The following is a 16,114-nucleotide window of genomic DNA, read 5'->3' as shown; positions in this document are numbered from 1 at the left end:
GTTGTCAGCCTCACATGTTGCTGATCTTGATATAGCGATAGAGGTCCTTCGCATTGATGACGAGCAATATGAGGATGATAACCCCCAGGACGATTCCTGTAATCTCCCATCCGCTCATGACGTTTCTCCCTTTTCCGATACGCGGCGCGAGCGCGAATTGCGCCATGTTACGCCGCCAACATTCCATCGATCAGCTCTTCCACCGTCTCGGCGGCGACGGCCACCGCCGCCGTGACAGGCTCGCTCAAACCCATGAGGCCTTCCTCGCCGCCAAGCGTCAGCGGTTCGCACGCAACCAGGAGCACGCGCCGGCAACTTCCGCCGAGCGCCGACGCCAGGCGAAGAACTTTCGCCGGATCGAGCTCATGCGGCGAAAGCGACAGATCCTCGGGTGTGGAGTCTCCTGCCTCGATGAGGTCGGGCTCCACCACTGAGACGACGCCCGGCGCTTGCCCTCGCTGCGCCGCATCGACAAGAATCACGGCGTCATAGCCATCCATCAGCGCGTAGGTGAGATCTATTCCGCGAATGCCGAAATCGATCACGCGTACCCCGTCCGGGAGCGTGACCTGTGAGAGCCGGCGCGCCACCTCGAATCCGAAGGCGTCATCGCCGCTAAAGATGTTGCCGACGCAGGCCACGAGAATAGAGGTCATGCTCCATCTCCCGCGGCAATCGGCTCGATCTCCTCCTGGCTGAAAAAGAAGCGATGTCCGGGAAAACCCGCTGCGCCGAGATCCCGGCCCGGATCGTCGATCAACGTCACCGCGACATGGATCCGGTCCTCGAAATCGCGCTCGATCGCCTCGATGACCGCGATCTTGTCTTTCAGCGCAATATCCATGATGTCGCCGCCCGATTTTGGACGTAGTCGCACGCGGGCGCCGACACATAGGCTGCGTCCGCTCTCCAGCAGCGAGACGAGGCGGGGCTTCTCATGATCCCCGCCCATCGGCGGCGGTTCAATCGGACTGGCCTGAGAGCGGTGATCGCGCATGACGCCATGAAGTCGCGCCATGTCCTCGGCGGTCAAAGCATGCGTGCGCTCCAGAAGCGCGCGCGCACGGGCGTCGACGGACGCCATCTCGCGTTTTTCGGCGTCGGTCATCGCGAGGATGCGAAGCGTCAAGATTTCGTCGATCTCAGTGCCGTCGAAGAGGTCGCCGGGACTTTCCGGCGCGATCGCCGGATGATCATAGAGGATGATCGGCGAACCGAGCATGGCGCTATTGTCTTGTCCCCCGACCAGCACCGGGAAAGCGCCGACATTTCGACACTGCGCCGCAGCTTCCCGCAGATCGTCCGGAGGATCGAGCAACGAGACAAACGCGCCATCTTCAACCGTGAGGATTGCATGCGTTGAGGCGAAGGCGCGAAGTTGCGCTGCTGCGCGTTTCTCACGATCCGCGCCCGCAAGCGGCGTGACGTTCTCGATTCCTATCGTCAGCTTCCACACGTCCGACGCGAGCCTCTGCGCCTTCGCATCGATGACGCCCTGAATCTTATGCGACGTACGAATGAGAACGGCCGCGATGCAGCCGTCCTGGGCGCGCACCGGCTCAATTTCGCGTGCGCCTTCGAAGCGGAACGGCAAGACAGTCGCTACCTCTTGAATATCTGCCGGCCGCAGCGGCCCTATGGCGATCTCCCGTTCGATCGCCTCCTCCCAGGCCAGCAACTCCCGACCGTCGACATTGAAGCTCGGAACGCGCGTCAGCGCCGGCTCGCCCTCTTCCGGAAGCTCTTGCGCCAGCGTCGCCAACTGTCCGACCTCGCGCGTCATGACCTGCAAAAATCGAAAATGGACGTTGAACGCCGCCTGCTCTCCGCCCCGCACGAGAACTTGCGTCTCCATGCGAGAGGCGTCGCCCTGTTGATCGAACGCCTTCGGAAAGACGCCCCCGATCGTCCAGCGCTGACGATTCTTTATTGACGATGGCCGATAGGGATAAAGGATGTAGCCCTCGTAAAGAACGGCGTTGGCGATCGCTCTGATGGAGTCAAGTTTCATGTCGCCTCCGCCGCGTTGGCTTCGAGTAGCGCCTGCAAGGCGCGTTCAAATGTCGGAAGTCCTTGCCGGCGCCGGTACCGGTCCAGTTCGTCAAAAGCGTCGCGATGCAGGCAGAGCCACATGCTCTGCGGATAGTAATGCTCCATCATCGCGCGCCATACGCTTAAGGGCAGACGATACGCACATTCCTTGCTCCAAGCGACCTGCTCGATCTGAAGCCTGCCTTCGCTGTCGCGGTAAAAAATCGAGCCGCTGAACAGAAAATTGAGCGGAACGTCGCCCTGCTCCAGGCCATGAAAATATTTCGTCGCTGCAATGTTGAAGTCATAGCTGCAAGGCGCCGGCAGATCGATCCTGCGTTCAGCGTTGACGGCGGGAACGGAAACGCTCGCGTGCGTCCAAAGGAAACTCCGCATCGTCTCGCCCCAGCGCGACGGATGACCAAAGAGATCGGAAAGCCGATCGTGCTCATCGCCGTCATAGCGCCGCCGCGCAGGCTGGATACGGATCTGGCAGTTCAACATCACGTTGAGAATGGCTAGATCCGGCGTCTTGTTTACGACATGCAACGCAAACAGCAGCAGCGGCGCCGCCGAATATTTCTCGACTTTGACGTCTTCGATGCGAAAGTCGAGATCAACCATGAACCCTGTCCTTCGTCTCGACGTCGTCTCGCAGCGTGCTAAAATAGTCGCGAACAGACTCCCAGACTTCTTCGCCGCCGGACAATCCGCGCCAATGCCTTCGGATCAGCCCAATGAGCGCATAGCAGCGATCAATCGAAACAAGATAGTATTCCCGTGCGCCATTCATTCGATTGACGAGCAACGCCTCAACGTCCGGATCAAGGTCGGCCAACATCGGATTGGCCGCGATCAGTCGCGACCAGCCATCGGCGGCAAAAGGAGACTCGATCGCTCCGGCCGGACCTGGATAGATCGCCACCGGACCCTGCGCCGGCGTGCTGTGGAACACGAATGCGAGATCAATTGGGATGCGAAACCCCTCCCATTCGACGTCGCTCAGATCGACGTCGTGCAGCGCATCGGCGCGTGCGCGCAAGGCGGCAAAACGCTCTCCCCCTCCCAAGAGGAACGCACATTGGGGACAAGCGCAAAAGAACTTTCGCGTCGCGCGCTCAACCAAATGCGCGTGGCGGGAATTGATGGCCTTCGAGCAGAACTCGCAATGCTCTTCTTCCGTCGCGCGCACGAAGCGCTGCAGCCGAGACGCCCAATTCCCCGATTCTATTCTTTCCATGCTCTCGCGCCTCTTTGTGGCTAGGCGGCGGTTTCGACGTAAAAGGCTGTCATGTCCATTTCGATCAAAATATCGTCGAGGTCCGGCGCCGCGTCGGTGAGAGCGTTCTCGATTTCCAGCCGCAACTGGTCGGTAGGCTCAGCAACGCCATTCCTTTGCAGCTGAACCATTGCAAAGGCTTTACTCGCACTCATGAGGCTCACATGGAGGCCGCGCGCGCTCCATTGTGGCTGCATGCGCGCGATGACATCCTGTAGACGATCCTCCACGCTATGCGGATGTAGCCCGTGGAGGAGCAATATTGCCCGAAGGGCCCGATCCTCGACGATCTTCTCGAGTATGGCGGCGCTATCGTCCGATGCTGCAATGATTGTGCTGAGTCGCGCCAGCGAGCGCGCGTGCAAATCGAGCACGAGCGCCAGCAACTCACGCGCCGCCTCCCGCCCCGTCCCGTCCGCGATCCCCTCGAGCGCGGCCGTCAGCCTTTCCAGCCGGGCCAGTGACTGCTCCAGCGTCTCCGTCTCGCGCGCTTCTCCGCTCATGGCGACGGCTTTCGCGAGGCGCCGAACATGGGCGAGTGCGTGGTCTTAACGGTCTTGCCGCCGCCCACATACATATGCACGCCGCATGGCAGACAGGGATCGAAACTGCGCACCGCGCGCATGATGTCGATGCCCTTAAACTTGTCCGGACCATTCTCTTCGAAGATCGGCGTGTTCTGAACCGCGTCCTCGTAAGGTCCAGGCGTTCCGAAATCGTCTCGCGGCGTCGCGTTCCACGGTGTCGGCGGATAGGGATGATAATTGGCGATTTTCTTGTCTTTTATGACGAGATGGTGCGACAGCACGCCGCGCACCGCCTCGTGGAAGCCACAGCCGATCGCCTCATCCGGAACCTCGAATGGCGTAAAGGTCTTTGTGCGGCCCGCCTGAATCTCTGCGAAGGCCTGTTCCAGGAAATAATAGGCCGCGGCGGCGCAATAGGCTTGAAAATAGGTGCGCGCCCGATCGCGTTCGATCGCGTTGCTCCACTTTGGAACCTTCCATTCGAACTCCACCGCAGGTTTGAGCGCCGTTTTGGGGAGATTGATCTTCACGCTGTCGCCCGTGGCTTTGACATAGCCGTTCATGTCGACGAGCCCTGCCAGCGCCGTGGAGAACAGACGCGCAAAGGCGCCTCCGCCGGTGTCGAGCGGCAGATGATCTCCGCTGCTCTTGTCGAGCCAGCGCGGACACATGACCCAGGAATAGTTCTTGTCGAAGTCGCGCTTCTGCGGCCTCGGGATGGTCGTCTGATTCCACGGATGCTTCTGATCGACCGGATTGCCCAGCGGATCCGTCTTGACGAAGGTTTCACAATTGTCCCAGTCGTCGTAGTAGGACTGCCCGCGCAATATGCGAATCTGCAAATTGATGTCGACGAGGTCGGTCGTGACAAGCTTGCCGTCGACGACAACGCCCGGGGTGACGAACATCTTCCGGCCCCAGTCGGTCATATGTTTATAATTGTAGTCGCAATGGTTCGGGTCCTGAAACGCGCCCCAGCACCCCAGCAGAATTCGTCGACGTCCGACTTCCTCGTAACCCGGCAGCGCTTCGTAAAAGAAGTCGAACAAATCATCGTGCAGCGGCACGCATTTTTTCATGAATTCGGCGTAGCGTACGAGTCTTGTGAGATATTCGGTGAAGAGCTGGTTCGACGGGACGGTGCCGACGCCGCCCGGATAAAGAGTGGAGGGGTGCACATGGCGCCCCTCCATCAGGCTGAACATCTCACGCGTGTAGCGACTTACAATCAATGTCTCACGGTAGAATTCGCCGGAAAAAGGATTGAGCGCGGTCATGATCTCGGCGATCGTGCGATAGCCATGCGCGTCCGAGTTCCGCGCCGGGGTCCGTTGCGCCTTTACCCAGACGCTTGGATTGGTTTCCTTGACCATCTGCTCGCAGAAATCGACACCGACGAGGTTGTCCTGAAAGATATTGTGGTCGAACATATATTCCGCGGCTTCGCCGAGATTGATGATCCAGTCGGCGAGCGGCGGCGGCTTGATGCCATAGGCCATATTCTGCGCATAGACCGAGCACGTCGCGTGATTGTCGCCGCAGATTCCGCAGATGCGACTGGTGATGAAGTGGGAATCACGGGGATCTTTGCCCTTCATGAAAATGCTGTAGCCGCGAAAGATCGACGACGTGCTGTGACATTCGGCGACCTGCCGATTTTCGAAATCAATTTTGGTGAAAATTCCGAGACTGCCGACGATCCGGGTAATCGGATCCCAATTCATCTCGACAAGATTTGGCGACGCTTTATGGGGGCTCGGAGACGCGGAGCGACGCGTTGCAAGGTCGACCATGATCGCAGTCCCTTACTTTAGAGTGGATGAGTTTTGTTCGGCTGATCAGGATCGTACCCGGTTGTGTAAGTCGGCTCCTTGTTGCGCCACCTTGGCTCCTTGTTGAGCGTGTGATTGGTGATTTTCCGCAAATTGCGGATCAGCACGCCGTAAGGCTTGATGAGAACCGATGAGATGCGGGCGCCGGGCGGTTCGTCCATGAACGGCATGAACTTGTCGGGAAAGCCCGGCATGGTGCAGCCGATGCAGATGCCGCCGACATTTGGGCAACCGCCGAGACCAGCGATCCAACCCCGCTTGGGCACGTTGCATTGAACAACCGGGCCCCAGCAGCCGATCTTCACCAGGCACTTCCGCGAGCCATACTCTTGCGCGAAATCGGCCTCTTCGTAGTAAGCGGCGCGGTCGCATCCCTCATGAACGGTGGGACCAAACAGCCAGCGCGGGCGGCCGTGTCCGTCGACGGGAATCATCGGCGCCAGACCGGCGAGCTGGCGCAGCAGGTAGAGGAATGTCTCCATGAAATTGTCGGGCTGGACAGGACAGCCTGGAACGTTGACGATCGGGAGACCGGCTTTTGATTTCCACTCGGCGCCCAGATAGTCCTGAAGGCCCATGCAACCGGTTGGATTGCCTTTCATCGCGTGGATGCCGCCAAATGTCGCGCATGTTCCGGCGCCAATTACGGCAAGCGCCTTTGGCGCTAATCGGTCGATCCATTCAGTGGTTCTGATCGGCTGGCCAGTCGCCGCATCCGTGCCAATCGCAGCCCAATAGCCATCGCCGCTGAGCTTCTCGTTCGGGATAGAGCCTTCGACCACAAGCACGAAGTTTTCGAGTTCGCCCCGCGCGCCTTGGTGGAAGGCCTTCATGAAGTCATCGCCCACTTCGTAGGAGAGCACTGCATTGTGCAAGCGCACCTTCGGTAGTCCGGGGATCGCTCCAAGAATGACGTCTTCTATGCTCGGTTCGCTGGCGGCGGTGATTGAGACCGAGTCGCCGTCGCAACTCAGTCCTGCCGTAAGCCAGAGCACATCAAGCTCTTCGATTGTGGAGGAAGGCCGTTCTTTTCCTTTTGGGGCTGGATTGGAATTTGGAGCCATCGGTCAATCCTTTCACCAAAAGACGTGGCGAGGGCCGACACATAAAATTTCAATCCGGGCCAGCTTGCTCAGCTTTCGCTTGGCGACGCGCACCCAACCGTCGCCCGCACGCAGCGGCGGCGGACAGGCCCGTCAGAGACTGAAGGAAAACTCTGGTACTTGAGAAATGTTCCTAGGAAGGAACAAAATGCACAGCTCGTGCGCCATGCCGGACCGCCAGAACGACACTGCCGGGCGCGCAAGTTCTTCTTCGCCCATGCGACGCATTTCTTCCAGCATGGCTGGCGCAGTGTTGAGCCGTGCAGCGCGATCGCCGTTCCCGGCCGAACGAAATTGAAGGCGAGAGCGCGACTGAAGCGGCCCTGTAAGCGCACTTCAGTCGCGCACTGGCGCTGCCTTAACTGACGCAGCGCCTCGCACTTCAGCTTGAGCCTATTTCGCTTCTGCGATGCTGATGAGATCGAAGTGGCGGTTGACGCCGGCGTGGATGAGGTTGCCATTGAAGCGCGTCGAGCTTGACGCGCCGTAAGCGTAAAAGCCATTCGACTGCGCCGCGAAGGCGGAAGCGGTCGCATTGCCGAGATCGTAGCGAAGATAATCGACCTTGACGCTCCAATCGGGCGTGAACATCCATTCAGCGCCGCCGCCCGCCGTCCAGCCGATCAAGCTGTCCTGATAGACGGGATTGACGAGCGTCTGGTTCGTGCCGCCAATTCTTCGGGTGAAGATCGCGGCGTTGGAAACGACGCCGCCATAGGCCATGCCGCCCGTGCCATAGAGGGCGAGCGTCGGGGTGACGAGATAGCCCAATCGGCCGCGGATCGTTCCCAGATAATTGAGGGTCGCGGTGCGCTGCGCATAAGTGACGAAACTATTGCCGCCCCCTTGCGCCAGGGTCGCTTGCCACCGCGTGTCGGTGTTGCCGGAAACGCCGTGCAGATCCGCCTCGGCGCCGGCCAAGAAGCTGTCGGCGAACTTCCAATTGGCGCCAATCTGGAAACCGCCGATGAAGCCGGCGAGATGGTTCGTCTGGTCGATCGGCGTCGCGCTGGTGGCCACGGCTGGACTCGCGGCGGCTGCGCCGAAGGGCCAGGGCTGTACGAACGACCGCGGGCTCGACCACGCCCCGCCGCCATTGAGGCCGACGTAGACGTCAGACCAGCTTGGCGGCGGCGCAGGCGGCGGGGGAGGCCCCTCAGGCGAGAAGAGAGCGAGAAAATCCGAGCCCGGCGGCTTGGTGATCGGATTGCCGTCGCCAAAGGCATTGGCTGAGACTTCCAGATAGAAGAAGTCGGTCGGGCGCCCGGTCAGACCATTCGTGGTCGTGCTCTGTCCGGAAAAAGATTGCGGGAAGAACGGCTGCAGCGCGACCGGCGGCGCGAAGCTCGACGTAAACGAGCCCGGCCAGAAACGCGAGTAGCTCGCCGTCAAATTGATGAACTGATTTAGTTTGTAGCGGATGCGCAGATCATATTCCGTACCGATGAATGTGCCTCTGTTGCCGAGCGGCGCAAAGAGATTAGCCCGGTCCCAAGCGGCGGCGGCGCTCGCCAGCCAATAGGCGCTGAACGCCGTATCGATCCGGAGATCTTTGAAAGGCGAAAATTCCAAGCGCGCCTTAGGCGCTTTGACATTATTCCAGGCGATATAGTCGTTGCGCGAGAACGGCTGGTTGAAGCCATAGAAGATGTCGAAGGTCTGATTGGCGCTGTCGAACGGACTCTTATTGCCCGAGCCATAGGCGTAGTTGGCGCTGATCCGCGGCTTCCATGGATGATCTGAAAATGTGTAGCCCGCCTCAAACGCATAGGCGATGGCGTCGTGCTGGACCGTCGTTTGAACGGCGTTGCGGCGCGCGCCGAAATCGCGGAATTCACCGGTTTCGCCAAACTGCTTGTTGATGTCGACGTCGTAATCGAAGTCGTTGATCACGCCATAGACGCGCAGGCCGGGCGCGTATGTGTCGCGATGAAACTTCAGCGCGTTCGAGACGTTGAGCGGATCTCCATATTGCTTGCGGCCCAAAAAATAAGGCTGGATCGTCGCATATTCCGACCAGCGGCGGATACTGAACACGCTGCCGTAGATCCAGTTCTGCCAGTCAGGTCTGTCGAATTGATATGGATAACGAATAACCGGCCGCATCAGGAAACTGTCGATATCCCAGTCATTATCCTTCTTGCCGATTTTGATCCGGAAGCCGTCAAAGTTGTTGGTCGTGTTGCGAAACTCATTCTCGGCGATCAATCGTCTGTCGAGCAGCTCGAAGTGGAAGCGTCCGGCGCGAAGGGTCAGCGGCCGATCATTGCCGAGATCGTCCTTGCCGAAGGCGTCCTTGAAAAAGAGTTCGCCATAGCCCGAAATGAGCTCCGTCTGATTAATCTCCTGGCCCTGATATTCATAGATGCTGTTGTAGGCGCGCGAGTCCTGAAATTCGAGGACGAATCGAAAGGGATCGAGGATGTTCTGCACGCCCAGATAGGCCCGCGTGCGCGACAGCCAAAGCGAATTGGGAAAATACTTGCGCTGCGACGTCGGCGGATTGGTCGTCGTGTTCGTCCAAGGCCGATAATCGTCCTTGCGATATTCAAAACGCACGCGCGAATCGAGACCGACGTTCAGCCAGTCGATGCCTTCGAATTCCTTGTAGGTCTTAGCCAGATTGCGCACATAAGGCGGAATGTCGGGCTGCGGCTCCAAGCGATAGCCGCGGGTCGGCACGTAATAACTCTTCTTCACCAGCGGGGCCGCTGGCGCCCCGGGACCAGCAGCGACACCCGCGCCATTGGTCTTCGTCTTCACTGACCCTTTTTCCGGCGCGGCTGTTTTTGCGCCGCTATCCGACTGACCCACTTTTCCAGAAACTTCGTTTGAGGGCGTTTTGCCTTCGGCGCCCGCGATTTCGGGAACGCTAAAGGCGGCGCCGACAACGGCGCCAAACGCGGCTAACCTTAACTTCTTTCTGTTTTTGCTTGTCGACATCGATTTTTGTCCCGTATCGCTTAACCCAACTCCGGTTGACGCGCTTTGAACGACGTACCGATGTGTAAATCGTATACATATCGGTATGCCGTCACGGTTGAGCTGTTAAGCTCATGTTTTAGTCAACTCGATTTTTCGACTTGCGCTGTTGCGAAATAGCCACAGTAAACGCCGTAACTGCAGCCCGCGCCTGAATTTTCGCTTCGACATTCCAGCTCTCTCTCGTCCGCCGTGGGTAGTGCCCTCTGCGAGCCATTTCCGTCCACGCCGCAAGAGGCAGTAAAGCGAACCATTAGCTTTTTGTCTATCGATTTAGTAGACTAAATAGCGCATCAAGCGAAAGCGTTGCGGCAATGTCACAGTTTGTTGGATTGGGCGCCGCCGTAGCGACCAGAGACCTAGACCGCCGCCCTATTTCTGCAGGGCGAAGAAGAGGCGCGGATACCGCAGAAGCACTTTGCCGTCCGGCTGGCGGGGATAGGCCTGTGCGAGCCTATCTCTGTAGCGCGTGAGAAATTCGGCGCGCTCATGTTCATCGAGCAAATCAAGAAATGGACGAAGGCCCGATCCTTCGAACCACTCGACCACGCCGTCAGGGCCGTCGAGCGGGTGGACATAGACCGTCTGCCAAATGTCGATCGTGCTGCAGAGCGGCGCGAGCAGATTGTAATATTCCTCGAGCGGACCGAGCGTCATGATCGACTTGGCGACTGGAAGCAGACGCGGCGCCCAAGGGCCTTCCGCCGCCACCATGCGCATCGCCGCGTGCGAAAGCTCATGCGTATTGTTCGGCATCTGGACCGCAAGACGTCCGCCGGGCCGCAAATAACTCAAAAGCCTGGTCATCAACCCGCGATGATCGGGAAGGAAATGCAGCGCCGCATTGGCGAAGATGAGATCGGCGGGCTCCGACGGGCGCCAATGCGCGATATCCTCCTTAATAAAGGTCGCGGTGGGCGTGCGCGCGCGGGCGACCGATAGCATATTGTCGGATTTGTCGATCCCGATGATGTCGGCGCCGGGAAAGCTCATCGCGAGGAGCTGCGTGCTGTTTCCAGGTCCGCATCCGAGGTCGAAAACCACGCGCGTGTCGCAATAAGGCACGTGCGCAAGCAGGTCGCGCGCGGCGCGCGTGCGCTCCGCTTCGAATTTCAGATAGAGCGCCGAATTCCAGTCGTTGGCGGCATTCTTCGCATCGATCGCGTCAGCAGGCGCCGCGCTCAAATGCCGTCTCCGGCGTTGACATAGTCGCCGTTCTCGTCCGCCGGAAAGATGCGGGCTTTCGCCAGCGAGAGCGGAACGCGGCCGCCGAGCGAAGCCGAACGTTCGAGCGGCGAGTCGATCTCAAGCGTTTGATCATAGCCGTCGATGGCGATCGTGGCGCGAACGCCGGCAGGCGTGCGCCGCAGGCTCTCGACGCGTCCTTCAAGATCGCCGCTCCCTTCCGCCGTGACGGCGATGTCCGCCGGGCGGAAGAAGACCCTCGCCGGCCCGCTACGCAAGCCGTGGGTGTCGATGTGCAATTCGCGGCCGCCGAATGTTACGTGGCCGTCGGAGATGGTGACGGGCAACGCGATCGCTTCGCCAACGAAGGAGATGACGAACGGCGAAGCCGGACGATCGTAAAGTTCTTCAGGCGTGCCAATCTGTTCGATGCGGCCTTCGTTGAGCACGACGACGCGATCTGCAAGCTCCATCGCTTCATCCTGATCATGCGTGACGAAGACCGTCGTCAATCCTGTTTGCTTATGAATGTCGCGCAGCCAGCGGCGCAAATCCTTGCGCACGCGCGCGTCAAGCGCGCCAAATGGCTCGTCCAGAAGCAGCACGCGCGGCTCGATGGCGAGCGCGCGCGCGAGGGCGACGCGCTGACGCTGGCCGCCGGAGAGCTGCGCCGGATAGCGGCCGCCAAGACCGTCGAGCTGCACAAATTGCAGCAGCTCCGCGACGCGCGCCTTGATCGCCGCCCGCGAGGGACGCGTGCGTCTGGGACGAACTCTCAGACCGTAGCCGATGTTGTCGGCGACGGTCATATGTTTGAAGAGCGCATAGTTCTGAAACACCATGCCCACATGGCGGTCCTGCACCGGAAGATTGGTCGCATTCTCGCCGTCGAAGAGGATCCGGCCGCGATCAGGAGAATTGAGACCCGCGATCACGCGCAGCAGCGTCGTCTTGCCGGAGCCCGAGGGTCCGAGCAGCGCGACGAGTTCGCCAGGCTGAATGTGAAGGCTGACGTCGCGCAAGGCCGGAAAGGCGCCGAAATCCTGCGCGACTCCCTCGATGCGAATGGACGTTCCGCGCTTACTTCCTTCAGTCGCGGCGAGCGCGTCCGGAGAGCGCGTCGGCGTGACGCCATTCGAGGAACGTCTTGAGCCCGAGTGTGACAAGCGCCAAGCCTGCAAGAAGAACCGCGAGCGCGAAAGCGGCGACATTATTGTACTCATTGTAGAGTATCTCCACCTGAAGCGGAATTGTGTTGGTCAAGCCGCGTATGTGGCCCGATACGACCGAAACGGCGCCGAATTCGCCCATGGCGCGGGCGTTACACAGCAGCACGCCGTACAGCAGGCCCCATTTAATGTTGGGCAGCGTCACGGTGAGAAAAGTCTTGAAGCCGGAGGCCCCGAGCGTGAGCGCCGCTTCCTCCTCGATCTTGCCCTGCTCCTCCATCAACGGAATGAGTTCGCGCGCAACGAAAGGAAAGGTGACGAAGATGGTCGCCAGCACGATGCCGGGCACGGCAAAGATGATCTGCACGCCGTGAGCCGCGAGCCACGGGCCGAAGAGGCCCTGGCCGCCAAACACCAGCACATAGACGAGGCCGGCGACGACCGGCGATACGGAGAACGGAAGATCAATCAGCGTGATGAGAACGCTCTTGCCGGGAAAGGAAAATTTGGCGATCGACCACGACGCCGCGAGTCCGAACACAAGATTGGCCGGCACAGCGATCGCCGCGACAAGAAGCGTCAGACGAATCGCGGCGCGCGCGTCTGGATCGCCGAACGCGGTCAGAAAGGGGCCAAGCCCTTTGCTGAAGGCTTCAACGAAGACGATGGCAAGCGGCGCCAAAAGAAAGATGGCGAGAAACAGCACCGCGGTCGCAATAAGGGCGTAGCGCGCAAACGACGAGTCCTGCGTGACCGGACGCAGTTTGACGCCGCGACCGCGGCCGCTGGACGTGACCGCGATCTCAGACATGGCCGAATCTCCTGCGGCTCCATGCCTGGACCAGATTGATGAGAAGCAGCGCGGCGAAGGAAATCGCCAGCATGATCGTCGCGATTCCGGTCGCGCCCGGGACATCATATTGTTCAAGCTTCACGACGATGAGCAGCGGCGCGATCTCGGAGACGTAAGCGATATTGCCGGCGATGAAGATCACGGATCCATATTCGCCAATGGCTCTGGCGAAGGCGAGCGCGAAGCCGGTGAGCAGCGCCGGCGCCAGGGGCGGCAGCATCACACGGATGACGGTTTGTAGCCTGCCCGCGCCGAGAGTGGCGGAGGCTTCCTCGAGTTCCGCTTCGAGCTCGGAAATAATCGGCTGCACCGTGCGCACGACGAACGGCAAGCCAATGAAGATGAGCGCGACCAGAATGCCCCAGCGGGTGTAAGCGACCTTGATGTCGTAGTCGGCGAGCGGCGCGCCCAACCAGCCATTCGGCGAATAGAGCGCCGCAAGCGAAATGCCGGCCACGGCCGTCGGCAACGCGAAGGGCAGATCGACGAATGCGTCGAGCAGTCGACGGCCGGGAAAATCGTATCTTGTGAGCACCCAGGCGACGATGAGGCCAAAGAACAGGTCGACGACCGCCGCCGCGAAGGAAATGAAGAACGTCGTGCGCAGCGACGCGGCGACGCGCGGCTCCGAGGCGATCGCGTAAAGGCCGGAAAATCCCAGTCCCGATGACTGCCAGATGAGCGTGGCGAGCGGAAAGAGGACAATGAGGCCAAGATAGATCAGCGTATAGCCGAAGGTCAGGCCGAAGCCTGGAATGACGCTCGGCGCCGCGAAGCGCCGAGCGTTTTTGCCGACAAGGCTCGGGGAGGTCACCTTGTCAGCTCTTGTTTCTGGATGTCGTCGAAAATGCCGCCGTCGGCGAAATGCTTCTTTTGCGCCGCCGCCCAGCCGCCGAAACTTTTATCGACGGTGATGAAATCGATCTTGGCGAATTTCTTTACGTCGTCCTTCGCCGCATATTCGGGATGGACGGGACGATAGAAATTGCGTGCGATGATCGCCTGCGCCGGCGGCGAATAGAGGAAGTCGAGATAGGCTTCCGCGAGCTGCCTGTTGCCTTTGGCGTCGGCGTTGGCGTCGACGACGGCGACCGGCGGCTCGGCCAGAATGGATTGCGGCGGCGTCACGATCTCGAACTTGTCAGCGCCGAATTCCTTCAGCGCAAGGAAGGCTTCGTTCTCCCAAGCAAGGAGCACGTCGCCGATGCCGCGCTGGGCGAAGGTGATCGTCGAGCCTCGCGCCCCAGTGTCCATGACCGGGGCGTTCTTGTAGATCGCCTTGACAAAATCTTTGGTCTTGGCTTCGTCGCCGCCAAATTTTTTCAGCCCATAGCCCCAGGCCGCAAGATAATTCCAACGAGCGCCGCCGGACGTCTTGGGGTTGGGCGTGATCACCGCGACGCCGGGCTTGGCCAGATCGTCCCAATCCTTGACAGCTTTCGGATTGCCCTTGCGGACGAGAAACACGATCGTCGACGTATAGGGCGACGAGTTATTCGGTCGGCGCTTTTGCCAATCGACCGGAATCTTGCCGCTCTTGCTGGCGATCGCGTCGATGTCGGCGGCGAGCGCCAGCGTCACGACATCAGCGTTCAGCCCCTCGATCACCGCGCGCGCCTGCGCGCCCGAGCCGCCATGCGACGCCTGAAGCTCGATTGTTTCGCCGGTCCGGGCTTTCCAGTCCGCCGCGAAAGCGGGGTTGATCGCCTTGTAGAGTTCGCGCGTCGGGTCATAGGAGACGTTCAGGAACGTCTGCCCCGCTTGAGAATGCGCGCTCGCCAGCATCGTAAGCGCAGCCAAGCCCCCTAAAATCCCAAGACCAAGCTTCTTCTGTAAATTCTCACTCATGGGTGGCGTCCCTCCAATAGTCTACAAAGTCACTAGCATGAGTAGACTGATCGGGCAAGGCGCAAAAAACACGGGTCAAGTTGTCGCGTCAGTGAAGTTTGGAGTTGGACGGCCGCGAAAGTAAGCGCCTACCAGCGCAGCACTGCGCCGCCCCAGGTCATTCCCGCGCCGATCGCCATCATCGCGATGACGTCGCCCTTTTTCAGCTTTCCGGCGCGATTGGCCTCATCGAGCGTAATCGGCATCGAGGCGCTCGACGTATTGCCGTAGCGGTCAATGTTGATCCAGCATTTCTCGAACGGAACGCCGAGATTCTGCATTGCGGACTCGATGATGCGCTTATTCGCCTGGTGCGCGATTACGTGATCGACGTCGGCCGCGGTCAGCCCGGCGGCTTCGAGCGTGTCGCCGACCACTTCAGGCAACAGCCGCGTCGCCACCCTATAGACCTCGCGCCCGCGCATCTTGATTTTGCCGGCCTTTTCTTCGAGCATTTCGGCAGATGGCGGGCGGCGGCTGCCGCCGCCATAGATGCCGAGAATGCCCGTCATTGAACCGTCCGTGCGCAGGCTCGCGGCGAGCAGGCCGCGCCCTTCCTCTTCGCTGGCGCCGAGCAAAATTGCGCCAGCGGCGTCGCCAAACAGCACGCATGTCTCGCGATTGGTCCAATCGACGAAACGGCTGAGAGTCTCGGCGCCAATCACCAGCGCGCGCTTCACCTTGCCGGTTCTGATGAACTGGTCAGCGATGGACAGACCGTAAAGAGAGCCGGCGCAGGCCGCGCCGACGTCGAAAGCGAAAGCGTTCTTCGCGCCGAGCTGCGCCTGAACAAACGACGCGCAGGACGGCGTCGGCGCATCGCCTGTCACCGTGCACACGACGATCATGTCGACGTCGTCCGGCTTTACGCCAGCGAACTGCAGCGCCTCGCGCCCGGCGGCCGCGGCTAAATCCGATGTGGCCTCATGATCTGCGGCCACTCGGCGCTCTTTGATGCCGGTGCGGCTGACGATCCACTCATTGTTCGTCCTGACGATTTTCTCGAGGTCGGCATTGGAGATGACGCGCTGGGGCGCATAAGACCCAGTTCCGAGAACTATGGAATTCGTCAAGACGTGGCGCTTCCTTCTGAGACGGCGTGGCTGAAGCTCATAGTGAGGCGCTATTCATTAAGAGCGGCTCAGGCCGAGCGCAAATTTTTCTTTTTGAGCTCCGGCAAGGGCCCAATCGTCACTGACTTATTGGCTTTTTTGCGCCTGCGACGGAAGACTGTCCCAAAACGAGGCCGTCAACGCTTTCTTAAAC

The 16,114-nt window shown here is 60.1% G+C and carries 16 protein-coding genes; all 16 read right to left on the bottom strand.

The window, feature by feature from the left end; all coding sequences use genetic code 11:
- Positions 1-10 precede the first annotated feature (10 nt).
- Positions 11-166 (bottom strand): hypothetical protein, encoded by a 156-nt coding sequence (locus IYW40_RS19420; protein WP_196401880.1) that lies wholly within the window; start codon positions 164-166, stop codon positions 11-13.
- 1 nt (position 167) lies between these two features.
- Complete coding sequence (locus IYW40_RS19415; RefSeq protein ID WP_196401879.1) at positions 168-656, bottom strand: hydrogenase maturation protease; 489 nt, start codon at positions 654-656, stop codon at positions 168-170.
- Entirely contained in the window at positions 653-2,011 is a 1,359-nt protein-coding gene (locus IYW40_RS19410; RefSeq protein ID WP_196401878.1) for a hypothetical protein, read from the bottom strand. Before IYW40_RS19410 ends, IYW40_RS19415 begins: the two co-directional genes overlap by 4 nt.
- Positions 2,008-2,655, bottom strand: coding sequence for a DUF6084 family protein (locus IYW40_RS19405; protein WP_196401877.1), 648 nt, complete (start codon positions 2,653-2,655; stop codon positions 2,008-2,010). The genes IYW40_RS19410 and IYW40_RS19405 overlap by 4 nt, the downstream gene beginning before the upstream one ends.
- Positions 2,648-3,271, bottom strand: a complete 624-nt coding sequence (locus IYW40_RS19400) for a DUF5947 family protein (protein ID WP_196401876.1) — start codon at positions 3,269-3,271, stop codon at positions 2,648-2,650. The genes IYW40_RS19405 and IYW40_RS19400 overlap by 8 nt, the downstream gene beginning before the upstream one ends.
- Before the next feature lie 20 nt (positions 3,272-3,291).
- Complete coding sequence (locus IYW40_RS19395) at positions 3,292-3,813, bottom strand: nitrogen fixation protein NifU (RefSeq protein WP_196401875.1); 522 nt, start codon at positions 3,811-3,813, stop codon at positions 3,292-3,294.
- On the bottom strand, positions 3,810-5,630 hold the full coding sequence (locus IYW40_RS19390; RefSeq protein ID WP_175092574.1) for a nickel-dependent hydrogenase large subunit: 1,821 nt from the start codon (positions 5,628-5,630) through the stop codon (positions 3,810-3,812). Before IYW40_RS19390 ends, IYW40_RS19395 begins: the two co-directional genes overlap by 4 nt.
- 17 nt (positions 5,631-5,647) lie before the next feature.
- Positions 5,648-6,733, bottom strand: coding sequence for a hydrogenase expression protein HypE (locus IYW40_RS19385; protein ID WP_196401874.1), 1,086 nt, complete (start codon positions 6,731-6,733; stop codon positions 5,648-5,650).
- Positions 6,734-6,865: 132 nt separating this feature from the next.
- A complete protein-coding gene (locus IYW40_RS21435; RefSeq protein ID WP_210327376.1) occupies positions 6,866-7,012 on the bottom strand; it encodes a hypothetical protein in 147 nt (48 codons plus the stop codon).
- Between the two features lie 153 nt (positions 7,013-7,165).
- Positions 7,166-9,535 (bottom strand): alginate export family protein, encoded by a 2,370-nt coding sequence (locus IYW40_RS19380; RefSeq protein ID WP_348644312.1) that lies wholly within the window; start codon positions 9,533-9,535, stop codon positions 7,166-7,168.
- A gap of 591 nt (positions 9,536-10,126) precedes the next feature.
- On the bottom strand, positions 10,127-10,939 hold the full coding sequence (gene tam / locus IYW40_RS19375; RefSeq protein ID WP_196401872.1) for a trans-aconitate 2-methyltransferase: 813 nt from the start codon (positions 10,937-10,939) through the stop codon (positions 10,127-10,129).
- On the bottom strand, positions 10,936-12,006 hold the full coding sequence (locus IYW40_RS19370; RefSeq protein ID WP_196402229.1) for a sulfate/molybdate ABC transporter ATP-binding protein: 1,071 nt from the start codon (positions 12,004-12,006) through the stop codon (positions 10,936-10,938). Before IYW40_RS19370 ends, tam begins: the two co-directional genes overlap by 4 nt.
- A 22-nt stretch (positions 12,007-12,028) precedes the next feature.
- On the bottom strand, positions 12,029-12,919 hold the full coding sequence (gene cysW / locus IYW40_RS19365; protein ID WP_196401871.1) for a sulfate ABC transporter permease subunit CysW: 891 nt from the start codon (positions 12,917-12,919) through the stop codon (positions 12,029-12,031).
- Positions 12,912-13,775, bottom strand: a complete 864-nt coding sequence (gene cysT, locus IYW40_RS19360; RefSeq protein ID WP_196401870.1) for a sulfate ABC transporter permease subunit CysT — start codon at positions 13,773-13,775, stop codon at positions 12,912-12,914. Before cysT ends, cysW begins: the two co-directional genes overlap by 8 nt.
- Entirely contained in the window at positions 13,772-14,746 is a 975-nt protein-coding gene (locus tag IYW40_RS19355) for a sulfate ABC transporter substrate-binding protein (protein ID WP_281432895.1), read from the bottom strand. The genes cysT and IYW40_RS19355 overlap by 4 nt, the downstream gene beginning before the upstream one ends.
- 191 nt (positions 14,747-14,937) lie before the next feature.
- The gene (locus tag IYW40_RS19350) at positions 14,938-15,921 is read right to left on the bottom strand and encodes a beta-ketoacyl-ACP synthase III (RefSeq protein ID WP_196401868.1); all 984 of its coding nucleotides are present in this window, start codon (positions 15,919-15,921) and stop codon (positions 14,938-14,940) included.
- Between the last annotated feature and the right edge of the window lie 193 nt (positions 15,922-16,114).

Origin of the sequence: Methylocystis sp. H4A (assembly GCF_015709545.1) — a bacterium.
GTDB lineage: Bacteria > Pseudomonadota > Alphaproteobacteria > Rhizobiales > Beijerinckiaceae > Methylocystis > Methylocystis silviterrae.
The sequence above is the reverse complement of the archived record's forward strand: the minus strand, read 5'-3'. Positions and strand labels throughout refer to the sequence as shown.

What these genes read in the sequence shown, in the direction of transcription:
- IYW40_RS19420 (WP_196401880.1), bottom strand. Translation starts at nt 166, where the DNA reads ATGGCGCAATTCGCGCTCGCGCCGCGTATCGGAAAAGGGAGAAACGTC.
- IYW40_RS19415 (WP_196401879.1), bottom strand. Translation starts at nt 656, where the DNA reads ATGACCTCTATTCTCGTGGCCTGCGTCGGCAACATCTTTAGCGGCGAT.
- IYW40_RS19410 (WP_196401878.1), bottom strand. Translation starts at nt 2,011, where the DNA reads ATGAAACTTGACTCCATCAGAGCGATCGCCAACGCCGTTCTTTACGAG.
- IYW40_RS19405 (WP_196401877.1), bottom strand. Translation starts at nt 2,655, where the DNA reads ATGGTTGATCTCGACTTTCGCATCGAAGACGTCAAAGTCGAGAAATAT.
- IYW40_RS19400 (WP_196401876.1), bottom strand. Translation starts at nt 3,271, where the DNA reads ATGGAAAGAATAGAATCGGGGAATTGGGCGTCTCGGCTGCAGCGCTTC.
- IYW40_RS19395 (WP_196401875.1), bottom strand. Translation starts at nt 3,813, where the DNA reads ATGAGCGGAGAAGCGCGCGAGACGGAGACGCTGGAGCAGTCACTGGCC.
- IYW40_RS19390 (WP_175092574.1), bottom strand. Translation starts at nt 5,630, where the DNA reads ATGGTCGACCTTGCAACGCGTCGCTCCGCGTCTCCGAGCCCCCATAAA.
- IYW40_RS19385 (WP_196401874.1), bottom strand. Translation starts at nt 6,733, where the DNA reads ATGGCTCCAAATTCCAATCCAGCCCCAAAAGGAAAAGAACGGCCTTCC.
- IYW40_RS21435 (WP_210327376.1), bottom strand. Translation starts at nt 7,012, where the DNA reads ATGCTGGAAGAAATGCGTCGCATGGGCGAAGAAGAACTTGCGCGCCCG.
- cysW (WP_196401871.1), bottom strand. Translation starts at nt 12,919, where the DNA reads ATGTCTGAGATCGCGGTCACGTCCAGCGGCCGCGGTCGCGGCGTCAAA.
- IYW40_RS19355 (WP_281432895.1), bottom strand. Translation starts at nt 14,746, where the DNA reads ATGCTGGCGAGCGCGCATTCTCAAGCGGGGCAGACGTTCCTGAACGTC.